The 20,738-nt window shown below is 36.6% G+C and carries 22 protein-coding genes and 1 tRNA gene; 6 read left to right on the plus strand and 17 right to left on the minus strand.

Going from position 1 to position 20,738, the window contains the following annotated elements; all coding sequences use genetic code 11:
- Positions 1-137: 137 nt before the first annotated feature.
- The 6 genes from F565_RS0118405 to F565_RS0118430 form a co-directional block, all read right to left on the minus strand.
- Entirely contained in the window at positions 138-569 is a 432-nt protein-coding gene (locus tag F565_RS0118405; RefSeq protein WP_020214716.1) for a very short patch repair endonuclease, read from the minus strand.
- A gap of 11 nt (positions 570-580) precedes the next feature.
- Positions 581-1,654 (minus strand): HNH endonuclease, encoded by a 1,074-nt coding sequence (locus tag F565_RS0118410; protein WP_020214717.1) that lies wholly within the window; start codon positions 1,652-1,654, stop codon positions 581-583.
- Entirely contained in the window at positions 1,654-2,145 is a 492-nt protein-coding gene (locus F565_RS0118415; protein WP_020214718.1) for a hypothetical protein, read from the minus strand. Before F565_RS0118415 ends, F565_RS0118410 begins: the two co-directional genes overlap by 1 nt.
- The gene (locus F565_RS21990) at positions 2,114-3,154 is read right to left on the minus strand and encodes a DNA adenine methylase (RefSeq protein ID WP_020214719.1); all 1,041 of its coding nucleotides are present in this window, start codon (positions 3,152-3,154) and stop codon (positions 2,114-2,116) included. Before F565_RS21990 ends, F565_RS0118415 begins: the two co-directional genes overlap by 32 nt.
- Entirely contained in the window at positions 3,135-4,145 is a 1,011-nt protein-coding gene (locus F565_RS0118425) for a DNA cytosine methyltransferase (protein WP_020214720.1), read from the minus strand. Before F565_RS0118425 ends, F565_RS21990 begins: the two co-directional genes overlap by 20 nt.
- 228 nt (positions 4,146-4,373) lie before the next feature.
- Complete coding sequence (locus F565_RS0118430) at positions 4,374-4,775, minus strand: hypothetical protein (RefSeq protein WP_231559629.1); 402 nt, start codon at positions 4,773-4,775, stop codon at positions 4,374-4,376.
- A gap of 201 nt (positions 4,776-4,976) precedes the next feature.
- On the opposite strand from F565_RS0118430, the gene F565_RS0118435 reads away from it, so the two are divergent.
- Positions 4,977-5,375, plus strand: coding sequence for a hypothetical protein (locus F565_RS0118435; RefSeq protein ID WP_020214722.1), 399 nt, complete (start codon positions 4,977-4,979; stop codon positions 5,373-5,375).
- Positions 5,376-5,378: 3 nt separating this feature from the next.
- Positions 5,379-5,627 carry a helix-turn-helix transcriptional regulator gene (locus F565_RS21995; protein WP_020214723.1) on the plus strand — a complete coding sequence of 83 codons (249 nt, stop codon included), beginning with the start codon at positions 5,379-5,381 and terminating at the stop codon, positions 5,625-5,627.
- A gap of 85 nt (positions 5,628-5,712) precedes the next feature.
- Here F565_RS21995 and F565_RS0118445 read toward each other — a convergent pair whose 3' ends face one another.
- From F565_RS0118445 to F565_RS0118470, 5 genes are all read right to left on the minus strand, one after another.
- A complete protein-coding gene (locus F565_RS0118445; RefSeq protein WP_026300168.1) occupies positions 5,713-6,963 on the minus strand; it encodes a relaxase/mobilization nuclease domain-containing protein in 1,251 nt (416 codons plus the stop codon).
- Positions 6,951-7,397 carry a plasmid mobilization protein gene (locus tag F565_RS0118450; protein WP_231559630.1) on the minus strand — a complete coding sequence of 149 codons (447 nt, stop codon included), beginning with the start codon at positions 7,395-7,397 and terminating at the stop codon, positions 6,951-6,953. Before F565_RS0118450 ends, F565_RS0118445 begins: the two co-directional genes overlap by 13 nt.
- Positions 7,398-7,610: 213 nt before the next feature.
- Positions 7,611-8,684, minus strand: a complete 1,074-nt coding sequence (locus F565_RS0118455) for a DUF932 domain-containing protein (protein WP_020214726.1) — start codon at positions 8,682-8,684, stop codon at positions 7,611-7,613.
- 408 nt (positions 8,685-9,092) lie between these two features.
- Positions 9,093-10,151: a CHAT domain-containing protein gene (locus F565_RS0118460; RefSeq protein WP_020214727.1), complete on the minus strand. Its 1,059-nt coding sequence runs from the start codon at positions 10,149-10,151 to the stop codon at positions 9,093-9,095.
- 964 nt (positions 10,152-11,115) lie between these two features.
- On the minus strand, positions 11,116-11,505 hold the full coding sequence (locus tag F565_RS0118470; protein ID WP_020214729.1) for a helix-turn-helix domain-containing protein: 390 nt from the start codon (positions 11,503-11,505) through the stop codon (positions 11,116-11,118).
- A gap of 170 nt (positions 11,506-11,675) precedes the next feature.
- Here F565_RS0118470 and F565_RS0118475 point away from each other — a divergent pair, with 170 nt between their 5' ends.
- The 4 genes from F565_RS0118475 to F565_RS0118490 are packed head-to-tail and all read left to right on the plus strand — an operon-like array spanning position 11,676 to position 15,926.
- Positions 11,676-13,481, plus strand: a complete 1,806-nt coding sequence (locus F565_RS0118475; RefSeq protein WP_020214730.1) for a hypothetical protein — start codon at positions 11,676-11,678, stop codon at positions 13,479-13,481.
- Between the two features lie 12 nt (positions 13,482-13,493).
- A complete protein-coding gene (locus F565_RS0118480) occupies positions 13,494-14,300 on the plus strand; it encodes a hypothetical protein (protein WP_020214731.1) in 807 nt (268 codons plus the stop codon).
- Between the two features lie 41 nt (positions 14,301-14,341).
- On the plus strand, positions 14,342-15,538 hold the full coding sequence (locus tag F565_RS0118485) for a hypothetical protein (RefSeq protein ID WP_020214732.1): 1,197 nt from the start codon (positions 14,342-14,344) through the stop codon (positions 15,536-15,538).
- Between the two features lie 49 nt (positions 15,539-15,587).
- Positions 15,588-15,926: a hypothetical protein gene (locus tag F565_RS0118490; protein WP_020214733.1), complete on the plus strand. Its 339-nt coding sequence runs from the start codon at positions 15,588-15,590 to the stop codon at positions 15,924-15,926.
- A gap of 19 nt (positions 15,927-15,945) precedes the next feature.
- Here F565_RS0118490 and F565_RS0118495 read toward each other — a convergent pair whose 3' ends face one another.
- From F565_RS0118495 to F565_RS0118520, 6 genes are all read right to left on the minus strand, one after another.
- Positions 15,946-16,554, minus strand: coding sequence for a hypothetical protein (locus F565_RS0118495; RefSeq protein WP_020214734.1), 609 nt, complete (start codon positions 16,552-16,554; stop codon positions 15,946-15,948).
- Between the two features lie 238 nt (positions 16,555-16,792).
- A complete protein-coding gene (locus tag F565_RS0118500) occupies positions 16,793-17,152 on the minus strand; it encodes a helix-turn-helix domain-containing protein (protein WP_020214735.1) in 360 nt (119 codons plus the stop codon).
- 69 nt (positions 17,153-17,221) lie between these two features.
- Positions 17,222-17,422 (minus strand): type II toxin-antitoxin system HigB family toxin, encoded by a 201-nt coding sequence (locus F565_RS23370; protein WP_316931048.1) that lies wholly within the window; start codon positions 17,420-17,422, stop codon positions 17,222-17,224.
- Between the two features lie 254 nt (positions 17,423-17,676).
- Positions 17,677-19,029 carry a site-specific integrase gene (locus tag F565_RS0118510; RefSeq protein ID WP_020214736.1) on the minus strand — a complete coding sequence of 451 codons (1,353 nt, stop codon included), beginning with the start codon at positions 19,027-19,029 and terminating at the stop codon, positions 17,677-17,679.
- A gap of 268 nt (positions 19,030-19,297) precedes the next feature.
- Positions 19,298-19,375: transfer RNA gene (locus tag F565_RS0118515), tRNA-Val, on the minus strand.
- A gap of 78 nt (positions 19,376-19,453) precedes the next feature.
- On the minus strand, positions 19,454-20,698 hold the full coding sequence (locus F565_RS0118520) for a bifunctional folylpolyglutamate synthase/dihydrofolate synthase (RefSeq protein WP_020214737.1): 1,245 nt from the start codon (positions 20,696-20,698) through the stop codon (positions 19,454-19,456).
- Positions 20,699-20,738 lie beyond the last annotated feature (40 nt).

Raw genomic sequence — 20,738 nt, forward strand, 5'->3', positions numbered from 1 at the left:
TTTTTAGTTCATAATTCATAAACATATGCCATGGATGAATTCTTGGCATAGTCGAAGGATAAGAATTAAAGTATAATTTTAGAGATAAATTAAAGCCCTTACTATAATCTACAGCCACACTTAGAAATTATAATTTTTCACTTAAGGAATGCGATTTTAGCCTTTACAACCTCATCTTCTATTACTGAAACGCATGCTTTCAGGTTTTTCTTTATAAAGTTACCCCAAAACCGGATTACTATCCATCCCGATTGTATTAAAAACTCATTAACTTCTTTATCGCGTTGAATGTTTCTTTCAATCTTTGGAATCCAATAATCTTGATTAGATTTGATCCGAAATTTTCTTTCTTCCCAGTTGTAGCCGTGAAAAAACTCACCATCAACAAATATTGCTATTTTATATCTTTTAAAAGTTATGTCAGGCCTTCCAAATACACTTTTATTATTCTTTCGGTAGCGTAACCCTTTATGCCACAACGCTTTGGCAAGCATCAATTCTTCTGTGGTGTCTTTGCTTTTAATTGCACGCATTATATTGCTGCGCTCCTCCTTAGTAAATTTGTCCATCGACCTTTATGCTACGCTGAAAACCTGAATCTTTTGTTGAATACTTCTTCTCTGTGAAATGCTAAGTACTCAATTCTTTTTTCGTTAAGAAATACATCGCCTAACGAATATCCTGAAATTGCCGTGGCAACATCCAATGACAATCTCTCGGAAATTATTAAACTTCCATCATCATTAAATGATATATAGCCCAAATCAAATAATGAATCGAAATTTTTACTAAGCAATATTCCATTATTTGCATCATATGCCTCGTAATCGTTTGATCGATAAAAAGGTTTGATATGGCTGGCAATCAAGACCGGATAAGATAGATTTTCTACCATGCACATAGTGCCATTTAATACTCGAATGCTTTCCTCTTGAAGTTGATTTTTATAGAGCCTATGCAAATATTGATCTCTAACTCGTCTTTCTTCAATCTCATGCCCAAAAATTTGATGTGCATCTTCCCTGAAATAAAGCACGTCCTCCACAAAAATCAAGTCATCCAACTTTGCTAACAAGTTGTATAAATATCCCACCTGATTATATTTGCGGGTTATAAATTGGATTTGTGTAGCTTCTTGCACATAGTAAAGCAATTCTTCAGAATTAAGAAACCCCTTTGTCACTTCTTCAATATCTACAAGCATCAATGCAATAATCTCGCTTTTACTCAATCTACCATTTTCAATAAGTGTCTTTATCAAAAAGTTTAATTGTTGTAGGTTAGATTCTCTATTGATTGACCGATTAAAACTTGAATTTGAATAAACTATCTTCGATAAAAGACTTTTACGTTTTCTATTCGTCCTGGCATTTAAGTACTCCAATGAATCGAGGTTGTATGAAATCAAGTATGAATTAATGAATCCCAATTTTACTAATTGATTTATAGCCTTTCTAACAGATATCAGGCCAATTTGCAATTCAACTTGAAGAAGGTTTTGCAGACGATTATACTTTTCATTGGTATAATCTTCGTGCGCATACTCATCAATAAATGAAATGCAAATCCTAAGAGTACTTAAAAAACTGGCTCCATTGTAGTCTGTGAATGCATTCGTCAAACGCCAATAATCTTCGTAATTTTGCTCAGCCATTATTCAAATATTTCTTTTGTAATCGGCTTGAATGCTGAAATGGGAACATCATAATATGATGCGCCCATATTTTTATCTATTGGGTATTCTCTGATATCGTCACGAGTCAAATAGCCTAATATGTCTATGCAATTTGGCTCGACTGTTTCATCATACTTTGCGCCAACATATATATCTTTTGGCTTGTCATTGATATCGTGTATTTTAGGCATTATCTTCTTGAAATAATTTTTTGTTGCAGATTTTATTTCTACCTTTTTACTCCCAATAATAAGATCATAGTCGTCTGCTACGCCTGACGTATCTAATCCCTTAGCATCGTGAGTAACTGTATATTGTTCCGCAAGCCATTTTGCGGTCAACATTTCACAAACAATGCCTCGCCAGGCTTCAACACCTTTATATCTCCATGAACCAGCATCAGTTTTCTCAAATTCTGTAATTTGTTTTTTAGCGAAATCAATATCTTCCTGTTTTACTTGAAGCCTCATACGAATCATTTTTTATTAAGAAAAGATATTCGGTATTAGTCTTCTTTTTTTCCTTTCCGGTAATTTTATATACGTGAGGTTTTTCGATGACTTGAATATTCCTTGAATACTTTCCAATTATTTCTATTAATTGTTCTTTAGTAGGGTAGGATGAGTTGTTATAACTTAACATCCAGTACTTAAAGTTCTGCAATTTAGAGAATAATTTATCAAATAAATCGATGGATGTAGACTTATCTACAAAATTATTTTGGAATGGTTCAATTTTTTTAGAATTTATATACTCATCTATTACACCGTAGAAACCAAAGTAGTTATTCATTGTTCCAGTGTAAGGTGGATCAAGATAAATTAGGTCAGCATGTACAGTAGTTGCGACATCAAAAATATCACCTTTGATTGAAATATTATCTTGACCGTTATCAAATACCGCATTATTGTAAGCAGGAAGATTACTTAAAAAGTGAGCCTTAAAGGAATCGTTGTGATATGCTCGTTTTCTTTTATATTTTAAGTAGCTATAATCTTCATCTCTCAGCTGAATAATTTTCTCCCAATTAATTGTAAATCTGGAGTATGGCATTTTCCTTACCATTGCCCTTCTGATTAATATAAATGCTAAAGCCTTCTTATTGTCTGACGAAAGCTTTTTTATATTTTCTCTATAAAGATCTAATTCTTTGCATTCTTCTGGGAAGAAATAAACATTTGAATAATGTTTATACATAAAACCTTTGGTTGGTGTTCCTTCAAAAATCGTATCTATATCTTCATCGGACAACACTTCGTTATTATTCTCAATTAAAGCTTTTGAAAGCATATGATTAATCTCCAAGATGTCATTAGATATAACTTTTAATCCAAGAGCCTTCGCATGGTAACTAACTGAACCTCCACCTGAGAAAGCATCAAAAATACTGTTTACATCCGTAGGTATGTGGTTGGCAATCCAACTAGAAATTTTTTCTTTATTTCCTATAAAATTGACTTTAGGAAATCGATTCATCATGTTTCTTTATTTTAAGTATGGTATTAGCAATTGCTTGCGCCATTAATGGTGGAACTGAATTCCCAACTTGTTGCTGTTGAGAAATTGTTGAACCTGTAAATACGAAATCATTTGGAAATGATTGAAGCTTTGCTAGCTCCCGCACAGTTAAAGCCCTATTTTGGGAATAGTGGAAAACTTTCCTCATATCACCGGTTATGCAAATTGCAGGTTGGCTGCTATTGTACCTTATATATTTTCGAACATCGCCAGTTAGAGGTCGCAATTTTTCAGGAATTTGATAACGGTCGCCACCATCATTTACAAAGCTCATTTTCGTCAGCATCTGCTCAGAATGCTTCATAGCTACATGGTTTTGAATATCAGATAACTGCCCAGACTCCAATTTGGGAAAATCATCTATGGCATCTTTTACTGTCTTATATTTATTAATGCTTTTTTCTGGGAACTTAATGTAATCGGATAATCTGCTGCCAATAAAAATCACTCTTTTACGAATTTGAGGAACTCCAAAATCAGCAGAATTAAGTATTTGGCATTGCACTTGATATCCTAACTCTTTAAAAACAGAAATAATTTCGTCGCGCGTCTCACCTTTATTGTGAGTGTATAGCCTGGCAACATTTTCCATCACAAAATACTTAGGCTTTACTATGGAAACCACTCTAGCAAACTCTTTAAACAAGTGATTTCTAGGATCATCGACAAATTTTCGTCCAATATTTCCTGCAATGCTAAACCCTTGGCAAGGCGGGCCTCCTATAACAACATCTACATCTTTACCATCTAGAATATATCTGATCTCATCATTTGCTAGATTAAAAATGTCTTTTTCTATCAGAGTGTGGCTTGGGAAGTTCGCTTTATAGGTATTGCAAAAACTTGGCTCAATATCCAGAGAAAATAAATTTTCAAATCCCATTTTTTCGAAACCAAGTGAGAATCCACCTGCGCCACAAAATAAGTCTATGTATGTTAGGTTTTGCTCCATAATTATTGGATTGTAGCTTAGATAAATTGATGAGATAATAAAACGTCAAATATACACAACAAAAACATCTTTCTCAACCTACGGTGGTGTTAAAGAACGAAAGTGTCAAAGTTATACAACTAAGAAATGTTGATATGGTTTCAAATATGATTAAAAATGCAGTCATATTTTGGTTAATCTTTGGCAGCTAATCAATTACCGAAATTAACAATCTTAAAATTATCAAGGTTAGCAAATGTGTTCTATTTTTCCATCTTCATAAATCCAAAAGTGCTCAATTTCTAATTTTTTTAAAAATGGAATAAGGTGTCCAATTGCTGAAATAATGTCATTGTCAAAGGGGTGCGCTATAGCTACTCTACAAGCTGGATTTTTATATTTGTCTTCCAAGATTTTTACAATCGCTCGGCCAAAATGCGTTTTTATTTGTCCTCTGTCAAAATATTTCCTTTTCCTTGTGGGCGAAAGATCTCCAGCCCTTGAACCTTTAACTTCAATCTTTATGTTTTCAAAATTTTTATTCGCTGTAATGTCGCATCCTTTGGTTTGTCCCAAGCAGTAACCATCAATTTTCCAACCACGATTTTCTAAATAGTTCACAAGTAGAAGCACAGCTTTGTCCTCTGTCATTTTTTGATCTCCCATAGTGATAATCCATTCAAATACATTTTAAATATAGTATTTTGTAGTTAGTACATAATGTTTTTCAATTAAAATATTTTACTCAATTTCAAAATAATGTTGAAACAGATAAGTTACTAATTTTTAATGTTCAATATATTGCACTCTGATGTTTTTTTCTTAATTTTGATTGTTATAAATTTTTTCATTATGAACCCGGACAAATCAGGTCAGATAGTAAAATTCCATTTACCAATAAAAGGTGAAAATCCTGAGCAAGTATATGTTATTTTAGAATTGCATAAAGACGTTGAAAGACCTCGTGCAAAAATTCAGGCACTTAACACCGGCTTGGCTTTTCCCCCGATTAATATAGTTCCTCTCGAAGATTTAGAAGTGATTGAAGTTAGTACAGCAGATTTAATCGGACACTTTGTAACAATCAATAAGTCTGATTATTCACAGGTTCGTGGTAAAGTCGTAAGCGTTAGCGAACAGAAAATTAATTTAGATTTATCTCAAGGAACTAAAGGCATAGAAACCAATGTTTATCTAACCATATCGGATAAACAAGGTGTAGAGCACATAGGTACACTATTTGTAAATTAAAGTATGAATAATTCTGAAAATATTGATCAAGAATTCATAAAGGAGAACCGTAGCAAAATAGGCAATACACTGAGGCTAATTCGTGAGGAAAAAGGCTATAGTCAAGATTACTTAGCGGAAATTATGGATATTGATCGTTCCACTATTTCGAAAATAGAAAATGGTAAATTTAATTGCAGCATAGACTATTTATCTAAATTTGCTTGGTCTTTAAAATTTGATTTTTCCTTAATTGTAAATGAACGAGAATAAAATTTCAATAATTTGCTCTTCAATTTTAAACAAGACATTTAATGATAAAGTTCATATGGTTTTGGACCGACGTGATTTAGATAAGTCAGATCCCGCGACGTCTCTTTTTTCGTCTTCTTTTATAGTCCTGCGCGATATACTCATAATTATTTTCTACCCTCATCAGCACATCTAAAAAGTTAGTCATATCAGAGATGCTCATTAAATCTTTATGATCATTTAGCAAATTAAAAAGCGATTCTTTGGAGAGAAATTTTTGCTCTTCATGAGTCAGCTTCTCCCTATTTAAATTGCATTTATCCTGAAGGCCCTTTGCACTGTATTCTTTGCCAATGGCGCTCCCGTTAAAAACAGATTTAGAGGTGTGGTCAACATAGGTAATACCATACACAATATTGCCAGCGTTTTGACGAAGTAGCATATCGATGCCCTGGCTTTTTAGCAGCTTCATTAATTGTGGCAGCATGATGATATTATTTCTTGCAAAGGCTAAATCAATCGCCATTTTGATCTTGCCTTTAGATTGCGTGCGTTGGACTTCATTTATTGCAAATTTTTTTTCGAGGTTTTTAATTGTTGGCTTGTTGTAAAAGCTACTGGCCTTGATGGGAACGCCTATGGGATTCCCTTGGGCATCAAGTGCGTGGAACAGTAGTCCGTTGTGTTTTGCAACCCTGGAATTCTCCGTACCTTTATCTGCAATTATATTGTATAGTTTCAGTACTGCATTAAGTTCCGGCAAACTTGCATAGCGGTAATTGTCCACTACGAAATTCAGGGCATTCTCAATAGCCTTTTTTGTCTCTGTTTTGCCATAGTCTACGCGTCCTTTAGATGGCTCAGGTTTGTATTCTTTTTTCTTTTGACCTTCCGCTTTTACAAGGTTGAAAGTTTGTTCAATTTCTTTACGCACTGGTTCCGACTTGTCCCTGCCTATATTTTGCATAGCGATACGCTTACCATTGGCCTGCACGTTGATGGTGGCGATATGCAAATGGGGATGCCCTGCATCGTGGTGTTGGTAGATCAGGCAGGGCTGTTCTTTAAATCCTATTTTATCCATGTACATCTCTGCAATCTCCAATAGTTTTTCTTTGGGCAGGTTAGTCTCACTAGGGTCAAAGTTCAGGGAGATGTGCACGGTATGGCGTTTTACATTTTCATTCAGCAAAGCTTGTCGTTCCAAGCGCGTTAGTTTCATTTGGTAAGTGAGCCTTTCCGCGTCTAAAGGATAGTTGTGCTGTCCAATAATCTTGGCAGCACCATCCTTTACCTTATTTTCATTATAGTTGAGCATTCCCCGAATGGAATGTCCGGTCTTAATTATCGCAACCATTTCTCAGCCATTTTTTGTATCTGCTCTTTTACTTCATCAATCTTGGAAACAAGTGCTTTCTTTTGATTTTCAACGAGCAAAAACAAACTTTTGGCATCGGTAAATTGCGGTGTGGAATTCACTTTTTTTACTAGTTGATTAAAGTTATTGCCAACGGCATTCAGCTCATAGTTTAGCTGGCTCATTTGGAGTATTAGATCATCGGTTGCGGCATCCCTTGTAATGGTAGTTATTGGCCTATTGAAAAGGCATCGGCGCACGTAATCACTTAGATTTTGGCAGGTGCTTGTTTTAAATCGATTTTCAAGGTTGGTAAATTCCTTGTCTGTCAGGCGCACATAAATGCGCCTTTTTCGGTTGTTGTTCTCAGTCTCCATAATATCATCCTCATTAGTGTCAGCATCCTTAAGACATTGCAGCAGTCCCCCGCCCACGACTTCGGAGTATGGGCGGCAAGATGCCGTTGTCCGACAACGGGACATCTTGCCGTTTGCTCCAAAGAGGCAAACTCCGGCAGACAATTAAATCTTTACCACTAATTTAGAACGTTCCAGAGGATAAAACAATCATGGCTAAATTTTAGCCATGAAAGGAAATAGGAAGGGCAGGCTAAATTGCCTGCCCGTTTTAATTAGCTGTTTTTTCCATTAGTTTAAAAGAAAAATACCACTTTCATTTTTTGCAAAGTCGGTACATAACTCAAATGCCTTTTGTGCTTTGGTTTGTGCTGTGCCACCCATTACAATAGACTGAAGTTTTGCTTCGTCATCTTTAAAATTTCGAACATTTTGATAGTATCCTGTAACAGCATTGTAAGCTCCAAACAATGTGCCTTTTGTAGTTTCCATTTGTTGGGAATCATTTATCATAGCATACGCAAAAGCATCCTCCACAATGTTTTTATAGGCGGTAGATAACTCATCTTCAGCACCTTTTTTTAGTAGGTCATAAGTTTCTTTATTAGGGCAAAGTGCAAGCTGTATAAGTTTTTTAATTTCCTTATCGCTTACCCTTACAGTTGCCCATTCATTAAAGATATTTTCTAACTGGCTGCTTAACGTGTTTGCTAATCCCATAACTTTATGTGCATCATCAAGGCGTTGCTTTGCTCCCGATGTATGCTTGATACGAACAACATTAGTCATGCTTTTTAATGATGCATTGAGGGTGTTTTGACACACGATACGTACAGGTGTAAACGCTGCAGTAATACTACCGCTGCCATCGTGTGAGGTAGTTAAAAATAAATATTTTTCGGTCACATCATCGCCGTTACCGACACGGATATAGCCAGGCAATTTAGCCGTAATAAAAATACGTTCGCCATTGCCCAAGGCTCCGGCTGTCTCGTATAAGATTCCATCTTTACCACCTACAATGGAATCAAAAAAATTGAATGCATCGCGGTTTTGAATAATGTGGTAGTCTTTACCTACCACACCTAATACGGCATTGTTATCACTGCGTACATTTGCAAAGTAATTAGGCACGGATACCTGCTCTGCTGCTGTTTCAAAACCCTTGGCAGTTATAACAATATCATTGCCCTTAGTATATAGTGGCGACTTTACCACTTGGTAATCCAGCCCCGCATATTTTATGGCTTCTGCGCTCGTCGGGTAATTTGTTACTACCTGCCCTAAATTGTGCCAAGCTTTTTCTTTTACGCTGAAAAAAGAATAATGGCCTGTGCTTTCGTTGAAATTAAGATTGTGTCCCATGATTTCTAAGATTTAAAAGTTTAAAAAGTACTTGTTATGAATTCATCACTTTTCTTTTAAAGCTATCTCCCGTCATAAAAAACAAAAGTTTTTCAAAACAAAAAACGAAAAAAAAGAAAGCCAGTTGAAAGCGTGCGGTAAGCAAAGCGGAGAGCTATAAGTCCCGAAGGGTGGGGCTGTGAGGAACGAGCAGAACCATTATGCGCGCGCAGCTGCGGCGCACGCTAACTTAGCTGCCTTTTTAGCCGTTTGGAGTGAAAAACATTAGCGATAAAAGTTTTCTTTATATCATTTCAGAATCAGTGGGAAATTGCTTTAAGCTAAAAGTGCATGCCTGAAAGAAAGCATGCTCTTGGAACAATGAAAAAACAAATCCTGACGGTGTGCCGGAAGGTTTTGATGCAGATTTTATTTCTTACTAGGATGAACTAAGATGATCTCTTCTGCCTTAAGTCCAGTTTTTATAAATAGTTGCGGAGTACTTTCTTCACTTATTCCTTCAAGCATTACAAATGCTTTTGCTTGTTGGAATGCTTTTCCCACAGAGTGTCCAAAGCCAATGGATGAATAAAATTGAGATGAGAATATTCTAGCTGCATCATCTCCAATTGAGGTGCTCATCCCAATTGTTGCCTCAACGAATTCTGCAACAGCTTCAGCTTGATTTTGAGAATAGCAAGTATTAAAAAAGACAAGCCTAATATTATCTGATGATGACATCATGGTTTGTACAATTGCTTCCTTGCTAACTAATTTGGCATTCCCATCTTTTGTCTGAAAAACAATTTCATCATTGTCTGACCCATGGCCACTAAAATGTACTATAGTGGGATCATGCTCATTTAAAGCTTGTAACAAATCAATTGTCTGAAGTGCCCAGTATGATTCTAGTTTTATGGAATCCCGATGTTTTGTTTTTCTAATCATTTCAGCAATTGCCCTAGCTTCCTCATCAAGTCGCAACTGGAGTTGATCAATAGGATTTGAGGCAAGAAAAAGGATGGTGATTTTCTCGGGGATTTTTTTTAGCTGTTGAATTTCGTCAATTATAGTGGTATGAAGCGTACTGTGGTGGGTCAACGTCTCATTTATAAAATTAACATTCCTTTGATGCTCTTTTTGTTTTTTATCTGTATCTGCTTTTTGTTTTTTGTCAATTAAGGCTTGTTCCTTATCAATTTTAATTTGATAATCAAAAATTTCTTTTTGCTTCTTAACCATCTTGGATTCTAAATCGGCAATTTTTTTGTTAGTATCGGCAATTGAATTTTGGTGCCGCGTAATTTCCCTTTGTTTGGAAAGTATGATACTCGCAATTTTTGTTCTATGAATTGCATCGGAAGCAGAATTAATTTTTTTATTAAAATCAGAAAGCTTGATTTGTTCCTTAGCTTTTGAAGAAGATAAAGTAGAAAGTTCTTTCTGTTTGTTGACGAACGTATTTCGATATGAGTCAATAAGTGCCATAATAAAATTAATTGAGTATTATCTGCTAGAGCTAGAGTCTACATTATTGACGTATTCTAGTTTCGCTTTCTAAAATCCATTGTGATTAATAACATAAAACCTTCCAACGTATAACGCCGATAAAATTTTACGAAAGCCATAAAACAGATTACAGATAATATAAATGCGCATCCGTAATAACAAAAGAAATTAGGCTCCTTAAATTTAAGCAAAATTAAAGAGCTGCCAAACATACCAAAGATAAGACACAGGGTTCTTAAAAGACCATAAAGAGATACATAATTCACCATTTTTTGTTGATGTTGTTTTGAGTTGTCGAATACATAATGTGTAATGACCCTATGAATGTCAACAGGATTGACACTATTCATAGTAGAATAGCTCTGATAATCTAATTTCAATATCCTTTTGAGCAGAACTTTAATTTTTCTTTCGATACTCTGCTTAAGAAAACCATCAACTTCCTTGTATAAAAATCTAAATCTAAAAAGTCGAAAAATAACAATAACTAAAAACGGAGGAAATAGGCAAGTAGAAACTATAATTTTAATTATTCTTTCTGCGCTGTAATTGATAGTTGTGCCTAAAATATATTTGGATGGATAACCAAATAACATGTTCGCAAACCATTCAATTGTTATAGATGATAAATAACTTAATATATGACCAGAAATGTATGCGGCAAGTATAAAAAAAAGAGCTCCACCAATATTAACTTCCGGTAAGCAATAAAGCACATTTCTTATTTCGAATGTTTTGCTCTCACTAATATCTAGAAAGTATATCATAAATATAAACACGGATCCGGGAACAAAGTATCCTAGAAAATCATATAATGAAAAAGGATTTTGCTCCAACATATTGCTGTCTTTAATTTAGATTCGAATAAAGCCTAAGGTTTATGTAATTTTAACACGGATATTATTTAATATGTACTGCTTTTAATTGTAAATCTAGTTGTACACTACTTATTATTAATTAGCTTTTCTAAGTAAGCAACTTTATCTTTCTCAGCCTGGACTAAACGCTCATAAAGTTCAACAACTTTATCTAATGGATTAAAGGTGCATTGTAGAGCACTAATAGCTCCATTATTTGAACTGTTATCATAAAAATTAGCAAACGAATTAATTGCAGCTTCCTCGGAGAAGTTTTTTATTGCTTCAGATGTTACCCCCAGAGCCTTTGCAACTTCTTCAAGTTTACTTTCTTCAATAGTTTCACTATTTTCAATATTAGAGACTGCCTGTTGGCTAATGCCAAGAGCAGCGGCTAATGCTTCTTGTTTCATATCACGCAGTTCACGTATTCGGCTAATTTTTCTTCCTATATGGTTTTTAGTTGCTGTGCTCATAACTCAAAGGTATTGAAAATTCTGTAAGAATTTTATAGTTGGTAAAAAACATGCGGTGACTGGTACTATACAACCTCTGATGGTTGGGTACGGCACTAGGTGTCACTTACTTGCTGTGGTATAACAAAAATACACAATTTCATTTATGTACCACTTCAAATTTCTAAATTATGAAACACGATGTTTTAATCCCTGAAGGACACCCACAGGCGCACCTTTTGGAAAAAATTGGCAACCAAATCCTCGACATTGTAAATCCTGACAGTATCTTTTTATCTGTCGATAACAATAGTTGCCCTGAAACTATCTTTACCCTTATCATTGACACGACTTACAGCCGTATTGATGACGATCTTTTACAGCCCTTAGAACGCATCTTTGCCAACCATCCCGATATTGCATTCAGGGTGTTTTCATGTGATTATGCTGACGATGGGTTACGTAAAGGGAATCTGTATTTTCTCAACCATTGCGCATTGGGCAAGATGGCACACCGTAATTCTGACGGCATACACCCAATTTTTCCTGAGACAACATTGGCAATGGATTTACTGGCGAGGACTAAAAAGCATTACAACCGTGCAATGTTAAAGATTGAGGGGAGGTATACCGACTTCCCCAAGTGCTTAATTTATGAGGAGTTCCAAAAAGCAGGCTATACCCTACACCAAATGCTGGAACAGCTTTTTAAAGCTGCCGAACTTTTCCTTATGGGCAAACAATTGTTTTCTAAAGACCTTGCAGAGCATCAGGATTATTTAAGGCAGTTTGCGCCTTCACTTGCAAACCTATTTAATGTCGCGGATTCAGAAGAAGACCGCCTGCTAAAACTACTCTATACCTGTTACGTTGCCTACCGTAAGAGCGACCGGTTTGAACCGCAGAGGAAAGATATTGAAGCATTGCTTTTTAAAACGCAATTAGCCAAGCAGGAGGTAGAAAAGCTTTTTAAAGAATCGATTCAAAATTGTGCCGATAAGGCACAAATAGCGGCTAAGCAGCTTATGGCTGATGATGATATCTTATTTGGCAGGATGGATTTTAAAGAAACAGCTGAAAAGGATGCAGAACCAAATACCTCTAATGCAGTTCATGAAAATACAATAGTGTCTGGTAACAAAATAACCTTGTATATGCCTGTAAGCCATAAACAGGTGATAACAGATGTTATCTGCAAGGCAGTAAAAACTGCGGCAATTTATTGCTTTGCAATGCGTGACATCATCGGTAATTATAATAATGTAGTATTCGAAAGTGAAGAAAAAGGCGGTAAAAGCGTGCATTATTATCTATTGGTATTTTGCTATAAGAGCAGTAAAAGCCCCGGCAACGATATCGCAGACACTATTAAAACAAAGACCAAAGGAGCGTGTACCGCTACCGTACTTGTCCATAAAGCTGTGAGGGAAAATAAATATACGGATCAAAACTGGTTCTATAATTCTGTTATGGTTAAAGGGCTATTGCTTTACACCGATGGTGCCATTAGCTTGGATTCAGTACTTACTGACCGAAATGATATAAATACAAGTAAGGCAGGATGGTATTATGAGGACAGGATGAGGATTGCAAGGACGTTGATCAGTAGCCTTCATGAAGACAGTTTTGAACGAAGCCATGATATTATGCCCATAATGCTGCATCAGGTTGTCGAACAAGCCTGCCTTGGGTTAATCCGTTTTATACTTGGGTACACGCCAAACCACTTTTCATTGAGCCATCTTTTTGAGATTTGCAGCCTGTTTACGACACTGACTTCTGAGTTTTTTCCACAAGCTTCAAAAGTAGAAAGAGAAATGTTCCGGTTGTTAAACACCCCTGTCTGGGAGTTGCGATATACCACCCATGACGATGTAGAAAAATTAGATGTGCAATTGCTCGACAGGCGTTGCCAGGAATTTCTAGCCCATGCAGATTTATTTGTGCGTCAAAGCAAAGGTGAAAAAGATGCTGTCCTTAATTACTATCACTTCTAAAAATCAAACATTATGTACCATACTATCATCATTCCTGATACTATCAACGAAAACAAATTGATTGCCGAAGCGCTTGATAAGACACTATGTTATGTAGCCATAGATTCAGTTTTTTTGAACTCAAATACGAATGAAAATCATATGCAAATATTGACCATCGTTCTAGCGAAAGATAGTTTACAGATACATTTTATCATTGAAGGCATAATCCTAAAGTTTTTTACGGTTATTCCCAATGTTACCTGCAAGCTTTATGACTATACTTCTACCGAGGAAGCACTGAAAGATGGCAACTTGTATCTTTTGATGCTTGTTAAGGGCATTCCACCGATATACATGCAAAAGGATAGTGGGCTACAGCAATATAGTAACCCTGTTATTTTAAAGAAGCTGACCCAGAAAGCTGAAAAACGTTACAATCGGTTTATCAACAATGCACTTGCCTTGTCAGACGGAATTCTATACTATTTGGAAAACAAGGAATTTCAACATGCCGCTGCTTTACTATTTCAGTATTTACATTTATTATTTCGGGTGTGCAGTGAAATTTTTACAGGCAGGCAACATTCGGAAGTCAGCATTATAGAATGGCAAGCCTGCATAAATTCCTACAGGCCGGGGTTCGTTAAACTTTTTGAACCCAACAATAAAAAAGATAGCATCCTTGCCAGTAAGCTTCTTAAATCGTATAAGGATACCTGCTTTAATTCTGAAATCCGCTTCACTTTTCCAGCACTTAATGATTTCTATATAAAAACAGAACAGTTTTATATGGATGTTTTTGATATGGTCAGGTCGCATTTTGTAATTGAATCATAGAACAGCCTATTCATAAGTTTTATTTAAACAATATTAATATCATGGAACACAATATAAACATACCTGTAACGCACCTGGAACGGGAAGCGTTACAAAAATTAGTAAATATACTATTAGAATTCCTGCCACTACATTCTATCTTTAGTTCTGTAGAGCGTACGGATATTGGCCCAAAAACTATAATCACAATACTTCTATCTAAAGAGTGTACAATTGACTCTGAAGATGTAGAGCCTCTTGTTAAGCGGGCATTTAAATCACACCCTCAATTTACATTTGCCCTTTTTGAGCTTTGGTGGGCTAAAGATTTGTGGAAGCAGGGAAGCCCATTTTTTATGCTTTATGCTACTGAAAACGAACTGATCTATAGTTCTGATAGTGAAAACTTGATTTTCAGTATGGAACATAATAATTCTAAAAAATTGATCCGCAATGCTAAAAAACAATATTTGGAAATTAATGCATGGTCTCACAATTCCTTTACCCATATAACATGGTATGAAAGATACGGAGACTATAAGCAGGCGGCATTCCACCTCCATCAGGCATTGAAATATACTTTCCAGATAGCATCGTGGATTCTTAGGGGCGAATACACCTCTTCGGAAAGCTTAGAAGAGCAACAGCTTTATATTGCAGATGTCGCTCCGGCATTTGGCAAAATGTTTGACCCTGAAAATTCAGAAGAGCAGGCGGTCCTTGAGCAGCTTGATAATTCCTGCAACGCGGTGCGCCGCAACGAAACCTTCGTGTTTACCGAGGATGCAGTATTGCTTGGTAATGACAAAGCAAAGCAGTTTAGCAATGATGTTGGTAAGCTATTCAAAACCCGGATAAAAGAATGCAAGAAGAAGATAAAAGCCGCTGGCAAAGCCACAGATTTTAAAACTATTGAAGGCAGTGGCGTTAACTTATGTTGTGATAGCGGTGTTGCTGAATTTATTGAAGAATTGCGGACAACAACATTTTTTAAGCTGTCGCACAAAAGGAAAGGCGGAATTACAAATGGTATAAATCTACAGTTCAGTAGCTATACGGAATTGCTTTTTACGATTCGCGACTTACTTAAAATTTCACTCCACACACTTTATAATGATGACCTTGAAAATTCAGGCCAGATCGCTGATCCCAGTTTCCACCTTCAACGCTTACTGGAAATTACTATACAGCTAATACCTCATAGCGAAGGAGAAATTCTTGACGAATGCCACCAATTGCACCTAAAGCTTAAAGAATAGAATAAGGCCAAACCATAGACGAAAATAAACCAACTTAACTTAGTATATCATGGAAACGGAAAAATTAAAGGATGTTGCAGATTTTGCAGCCAAGGTTGAAACTGCACAGCAGTTTAATATACTTACACCGAGCCGGTACGGCAAGGAATCATATAGCGCAGAACTGCAATTCGGAGGTTATAACCATCTTATGCTAACCATCATCGATATTATGAAAGTCTGTGTTGTCGCACTGGATGCCCAAGAAGACTTAGCACCGCAATTTCATTCTGCAAGCAATATTTCAGCCGTACTGGATATTGCCATACAGCTAATGCCAATGGAAGAATCACAGATTCTGGATGATTGTCACCAATTGCATCTAAAATTGAAACAGCTAAGAGGTTAAGTTGAGAGAAAGTAGTTATTTAATGAGGAGGCAGACCCAGGTGTTTCTTCATATCGTATTCAGACATATTATAGATGTCCCAGCGGCTAATTTCCCCTTTTAATATTGCTTCATCTTTCCGGGCATGCCAGTAACTGTTATAGAATCCTTCCTGAAGCCAAATAGTAATGTAATGTGAGACCCCTTCAAAATTGTGCGCAACTTTCTCCACATGAAAAAGTTCCGTGTTTAATCGGGCTTTTAAAAATGGAATCTGGACTTCTTCACCAACGCGCGGCAATTCCTGCAAATGGTCTAAAGTAAATTGACCTCGAAATTGCTCATTGCGTAGATAAAAAATGTACTCTGTATTTTTAAATGCCAGGCGTCGGGTGGATTCATAATGATATAACGTTTCATACATTTCGATTAAAAGTTTCCTGAGCCGCGATGTAGGCAGGCCTGTTGCTTTCTGGACTTCCGTTAAAGTGGGATAGGCTATATCCGGATCATTATAATAATCTTTGCTTGTGAGGAATTTTACCAATTCTTTGTAATCTTCATTATCACGAAAAAGCGCATCAAGTTGCGGTTGAATGGATAAAAGGTCTACGATAATCTGTTTCGGGGAAAGTGCAGGTTGTTCCATAATATATGAGTTTAAATCTGTACTGTCCGCAAATCACCTCAAGATCAGGAGGACAATGTAACTGGCTAAATTTTGATTAAGATAGTTTAAAAACTTTATCGTGCGAATATAAAAACCTGAAAACGAGCAGAAAATTAAACAAATCTGTACGTTTCCAGTTACTCGACAGTCAGATAAAACCATGTTTAACTAAAAAAGCGAAATCCTTAGTTAGAATTCCGCTTTTTTAGTTAATCTTTCAATATAGCTGTATCAATATATCCGCAGATATATTTAATCTCTCCTTTAAGGCACGTATCATCGAGAGGCTCAATTTCCTTTTGCCGGAAAGAATTTCCGATTTTCGCGAACGGGCACCTAAAATTTCCGACAGCTCCGCATCGGAGATTTTCATTTGTTCCATCTTATACTTTATAGCTTCCAGTGGCGTAGGTTCTGGGACTGGATAATGTTCTTCCTCATACTTTTTAACCAGCATAGAAAGGATTTCCAGTTCGTCCGATTCCTTCGTGTCGGGCTGCAAGTCCAATTGCATTAATTCATAAACCCTTGCAAGGGTATCCTCATACTGCACTTCAGTTTTTATCAGTTTTAACATAGCTTATCTCTTTTGCATTAATTTTATCATACTCTTTATGGGTGCCTATCCAGACTACAAATACAATTTTTAACCTGTACTTATATCCACCGGTAGGCGGTAGGTGTTGCCGTGGATATTAAAGACGACCCTTTTGTTAATTACTATTGATGCGTTGCCAAACTGGGCTTTCAGTTCATTAGGAGTGTTCCACTGGGCGGCAGCGGCTGCTTCATACCATATTAGCAGGGCTTCCTTACATGCTGCGTTGGCCTCCCAATATTGCTTCAATGTTTTAATCGCGATTATCCTCATTGCAAATATAATAAAATGTTACCAAATTGGTTACATTTGAATTGATTTAAGTGCATTCTTAAAGTTGATATTGAAATTGTGTCATTGCTGATGACACAATTTATTATCTTGATTTTCTAAATGTTGTAATTGTCTCGTCACTGACGAGACAATTACATACTATTGATTAACTGTTATTTATAATTGTCGCCTCACCGTGGCGACAATTAGTAACAAAGAATAAAAGTACCTTATCTACAGATCCGTAAAACACTTTTTACTTCAGGCTTTTTGTCATTGACTTCCACCAACTGATTTTTTAGTGAGGCAATTTCTTCCTGCATCTGTAAAACATATGCAGCCATCGAGTCATCAGGAAGATCAGGCTTTTTATCTAACCGTTCCCTTAGCTGTTTCATTTCCCTTCCTACGGATTGCTGTTCTGTAATGGCATATTCTTCAGTCTGCTTCACTGATTGATGACCTAACAACTCTTTTACCACATGGATAGGCACATCATTATTAAGCGTCACTGTGCTTCCAAAGGTTCGCCTGGCCTTATGGGTGTTTAGCGTGCTTTGGATGCCGCAGAGGTCAGCTATTTCTTTTAGATATGCATTCATTTTCTGGTTTGATGTTACCGGAAGTACAGAATTTCTCTGTAAACAAAGAGGATGGTCTTTGTAGTGCTCCATCACGGCTTTGGCTTTGGGCAATAACGGAATATTAATGCTACCTCCGGTTTTCTGCCTTTCACTGATAATCCACATTTCACCGTCGATGCCAATCTTAATATCCGTTTTCTTCAGGTTAAAGGCATCAATGTAGGCAAGGCCTGTATAGCATTGGAATACAAAAATATCACGTACCGTAGCAAGGCGCGGGGTGGAAAAGGTATGATGTTCCAGCAATGCCAATTCCTGACTGCTCAGTGGTTTTTTATGAATCTTGATTTTCTTTGCCTTAAAACGTTTAAATGGGTCAGCAACTATGATATCCTTATCAATGGCAAGCAATACAATTTTCTTGAAGTTGGTAATGTATTTAACTGCGGTGTTATGGCTTATGTTCTTAACCGTCTTTAGGTAAAATTCATAATCCTTAACGAACTCAAAATTGAGTTCAAGGAAATCCATATCATCCACGTTGTACTTAAAGCGTACGAATTCTTTCACATGCTTTTTAGCGATCTCAAAGCGCACATGCGTACCAATGGCATACTCGCCTCTTTTAACTAAGGCCAATAATTCATCATTGTGTTTTTGGAATTCTTCTACGATTTTTGCCTTTGAGACGGTCTTCCCTAGGACATGATCTATCAGCTTCTGGCTTGTAATGGTTTGACCATGTAATAATAAATCACCCTTGTACTGTTGGATTTTAGTCTGGAGTGTGTCAAGGAAAAAATTTACACTACGTGCATCTTCTTTATTACCTGTAGCACGTTCAGTTCTCTGGCTCCAACGGGTAACGTCCCAATGCTGCCTTGTGGAAGTTTCCTTTGGCACTCCGTCAACGGTAATCCTCAGATAGATTACCCTCACATTTGTTTCTTTTCGCGGGGTCTTCATAAAGAAGGTTAACCCAAAGCTTGCTGTTAGCATAATTCAATTGTTTTAAATTAATAAAATTAGAATTATAGCGTCTTTAAATCAAGTCGTTAAGCAGCTTTACATGTTGACATACAATATTTTAACCCCTATTCTGTGGCACATTTTTTAAAAAATGTTTTGTGCCACGAATTACCACCTAAACTTTGGGCATTTTTGCAAATTTTGATGGGTGCAGGGGTAAAATAAAAAAACCTGCAACTTCGTAAAGTGCAGGTTTTATGTGATTTAACTAACTTTATAGTGACATAAAGCTTACTTTTGGTGGGCGATGAGGGGTTCGAACCCCCGACCCCCTCGGTGTAAACGAGGTGCTCTGAACCAGCTGAGCTAATCGCCCCAATTTCGCAATCGTTGTGGTTACTTCCGTATTGCGAGTGCAAATATAACACTCTTTTTGTATTCTGCAAGCATAAACCTATAAAATTTCTGCAACCACAAAGGTGCTCCCACCTATATAAATAAAATCTTCAGGCGTAGATTGCGCTAAGGCTTCAGCATAAGCTTGTTTTACAGAATTATACACATTACCTACAAGACCATAATTAACTGCAGCCGCTTGTAATTTTTTTTCATCAAGCCCGCGAAAAATATCCGGTTTACAAAAATAATACACTGCATGTTTAGGTAATAGAGGTAAAATCTCGTTCAGGTCTTTGTCATTTACCACACCAAATACGATACGCAACGTTTCAAATTTTTGTTGTTGTACCTGTTCCATCACTAATTTTAGCCCATGGCTGTTGTGTGCAGTATCTGCAATTGCAGCGGGATTTGTATGTATTTGTTGCCAACGCCCCATAAAACCTGTATTAACAGCAACATTGAGTAATCCTTGCCTAAGCTGATTTTCTGCAACCGGCAATTGTTCCTGCAATAGTTTTATAGTTTGCAAAACTGTTTTTTTATTTTGTTGTTGGTAATTGCCTTTAAGATCTGATTCATATTCTTCATTAACACTATCCTGAGCAAAGTAAATGGGCGCATTTAATTCATTTGCCTTTGCTGTAAAAATAGTTTTAGTTTCAGGAATATACTCACCTATAACCACAGGCACACCGGGTTTAATAATACCCGCCTTCTCCCCTGCTATTGCTTGCAGTGTATTACCTAAAAACTGCGTGTGGTCCATACCTATATTAGTAATGACAGATACCAATGGTGTGATAATATTGGTAGCATCGAGCCTGCCGCCAAGACCCGTTTCTATAATAGCTACATCTACTTTTTCCTGAGCAAAACAATCAAGGGCCAAGCCTACGGTCATTTCAAAAAAGCTAAGATCATTCGCCTCAAAAAACGGCCTGTGCTTACCCATAAACTCCATGATAAAGTCTTTACCTATATCCTGCCCGTTTATTTTTATACGTTCCCTAAAGTCTTTTAAATGGGGGGAGGTATACAATCCGGTCTTATATCCGGCTTCCTGCAATACAGATGCCAGCATATTTGACACCGACCCCTTACCATTAGTACCGGCTATATGTACCATTTTTATTTTCTCTTCAGGATGCGTGAGATATTTTGCCAGGAGCAGCGTATTGGTAAGGTCTTTTTTAAATGCAGATGCTCCTTGTAGCTGGTACATGGGCAATTGCGCAAACATCCATTGTATGGTTTCGTCGTAAGTCATAATAAAAAAATGACAGAGGTTATCTGTCATTAAATTTAGTGTTTATTTTTATAAAGCCTGCTTAAATCGA

The organism is Flavobacterium rivuli WB 3.3-2 = DSM 21788, assembly GCF_000378485.1.
GTDB classification, from domain to species: Bacteria; Bacteroidota; Bacteroidia; order Flavobacteriales; family Flavobacteriaceae; genus Flavobacterium; species Flavobacterium rivuli.

Bases quoted from the DNA above. Each gene is read 5' to 3' on its own strand.
- F565_RS0118500 (WP_020214735.1), bottom strand. From the start codon at position 17,152: ATGTTAAAACTGATAAAAACTGAAGTGCAGTATGAGGATACCCTTGCA.
- F565_RS0118495 (WP_020214734.1), bottom strand. From the start codon at position 16,554: ATGGAACAACCTGCACTTTCCCCGAAACAGATTATCGTAGACCTTTTA.
- F565_RS0118490 (WP_020214733.1), top strand. From the start codon at position 15,588: ATGGAAACGGAAAAATTAAAGGATGTTGCAGATTTTGCAGCCAAGGTT.
- F565_RS0118480 (WP_020214731.1), top strand. From the start codon at position 13,494: ATGTACCATACTATCATCATTCCTGATACTATCAACGAAAACAAATTG.
- F565_RS0118435 (WP_020214722.1), top strand. From the start codon at position 4,977: ATGAACCCGGACAAATCAGGTCAGATAGTAAAATTCCATTTACCAATA.
- F565_RS0118425 (WP_020214720.1), bottom strand. From the start codon at position 4,145: ATGGAGCAAAACCTAACATACATAGACTTATTTTGTGGCGCAGGTGGA.
- F565_RS0118455 (WP_020214726.1), bottom strand. From the start codon at position 8,684: ATGGGACACAATCTTAATTTCAACGAAAGCACAGGCCATTATTCTTTT.
- F565_RS0118410 (WP_020214717.1), bottom strand. From the start codon at position 1,654: ATGGCTGAGCAAAATTACGAAGATTATTGGCGTTTGACGAATGCATTC.
- F565_RS0118475 (WP_020214730.1), top strand. From the start codon at position 11,676: ATGAAACACGATGTTTTAATCCCTGAAGGACACCCACAGGCGCACCTT.
- F565_RS0118460 (WP_020214727.1), bottom strand. From the start codon at position 10,151: ATGGCACTTATTGACTCATATCGAAATACGTTCGTCAACAAACAGAAA.
- F565_RS0118470 (WP_020214729.1), bottom strand. From the start codon at position 11,505: ATGAGCACAGCAACTAAAAACCATATAGGAAGAAAAATTAGCCGAATA.
- F565_RS21990 (WP_020214719.1), bottom strand. From the start codon at position 3,154: ATGATGAATCGATTTCCTAAAGTCAATTTTATAGGAAATAAAGAAAAA.
- F565_RS0118520 (WP_020214737.1), bottom strand. From the start codon at position 20,698: ATGACAGATAACCTCTGTCATTTTTTTATTATGACTTACGACGAAACC.
- F565_RS0118415 (WP_020214718.1), bottom strand. From the start codon at position 2,145: ATGAGGCTTCAAGTAAAACAGGAAGATATTGATTTCGCTAAAAAACAA.
- F565_RS0118485 (WP_020214732.1), top strand. From the start codon at position 14,342: ATGGAACACAATATAAACATACCTGTAACGCACCTGGAACGGGAAGCG.
- F565_RS21995 (WP_020214723.1), top strand. From the start codon at position 5,379: ATGAATAATTCTGAAAATATTGATCAAGAATTCATAAAGGAGAACCGT.
- F565_RS0118510 (WP_020214736.1), bottom strand. From the start codon at position 19,029: ATGCTAACAGCAAGCTTTGGGTTAACCTTCTTTATGAAGACCCCGCGA.
- F565_RS0118430 (WP_231559629.1), bottom strand. From the start codon at position 4,775: ATGACAGAGGACAAAGCTGTGCTTCTACTTGTGAACTATTTAGAAAAT.
- F565_RS0118445 (WP_026300168.1), bottom strand. From the start codon at position 6,963: ATGGTTGCGATAATTAAGACCGGACATTCCATTCGGGGAATGCTCAAC.
- F565_RS0118405 (WP_020214716.1), bottom strand. From the start codon at position 569: ATGGACAAATTTACTAAGGAGGAGCGCAGCAATATAATGCGTGCAATT.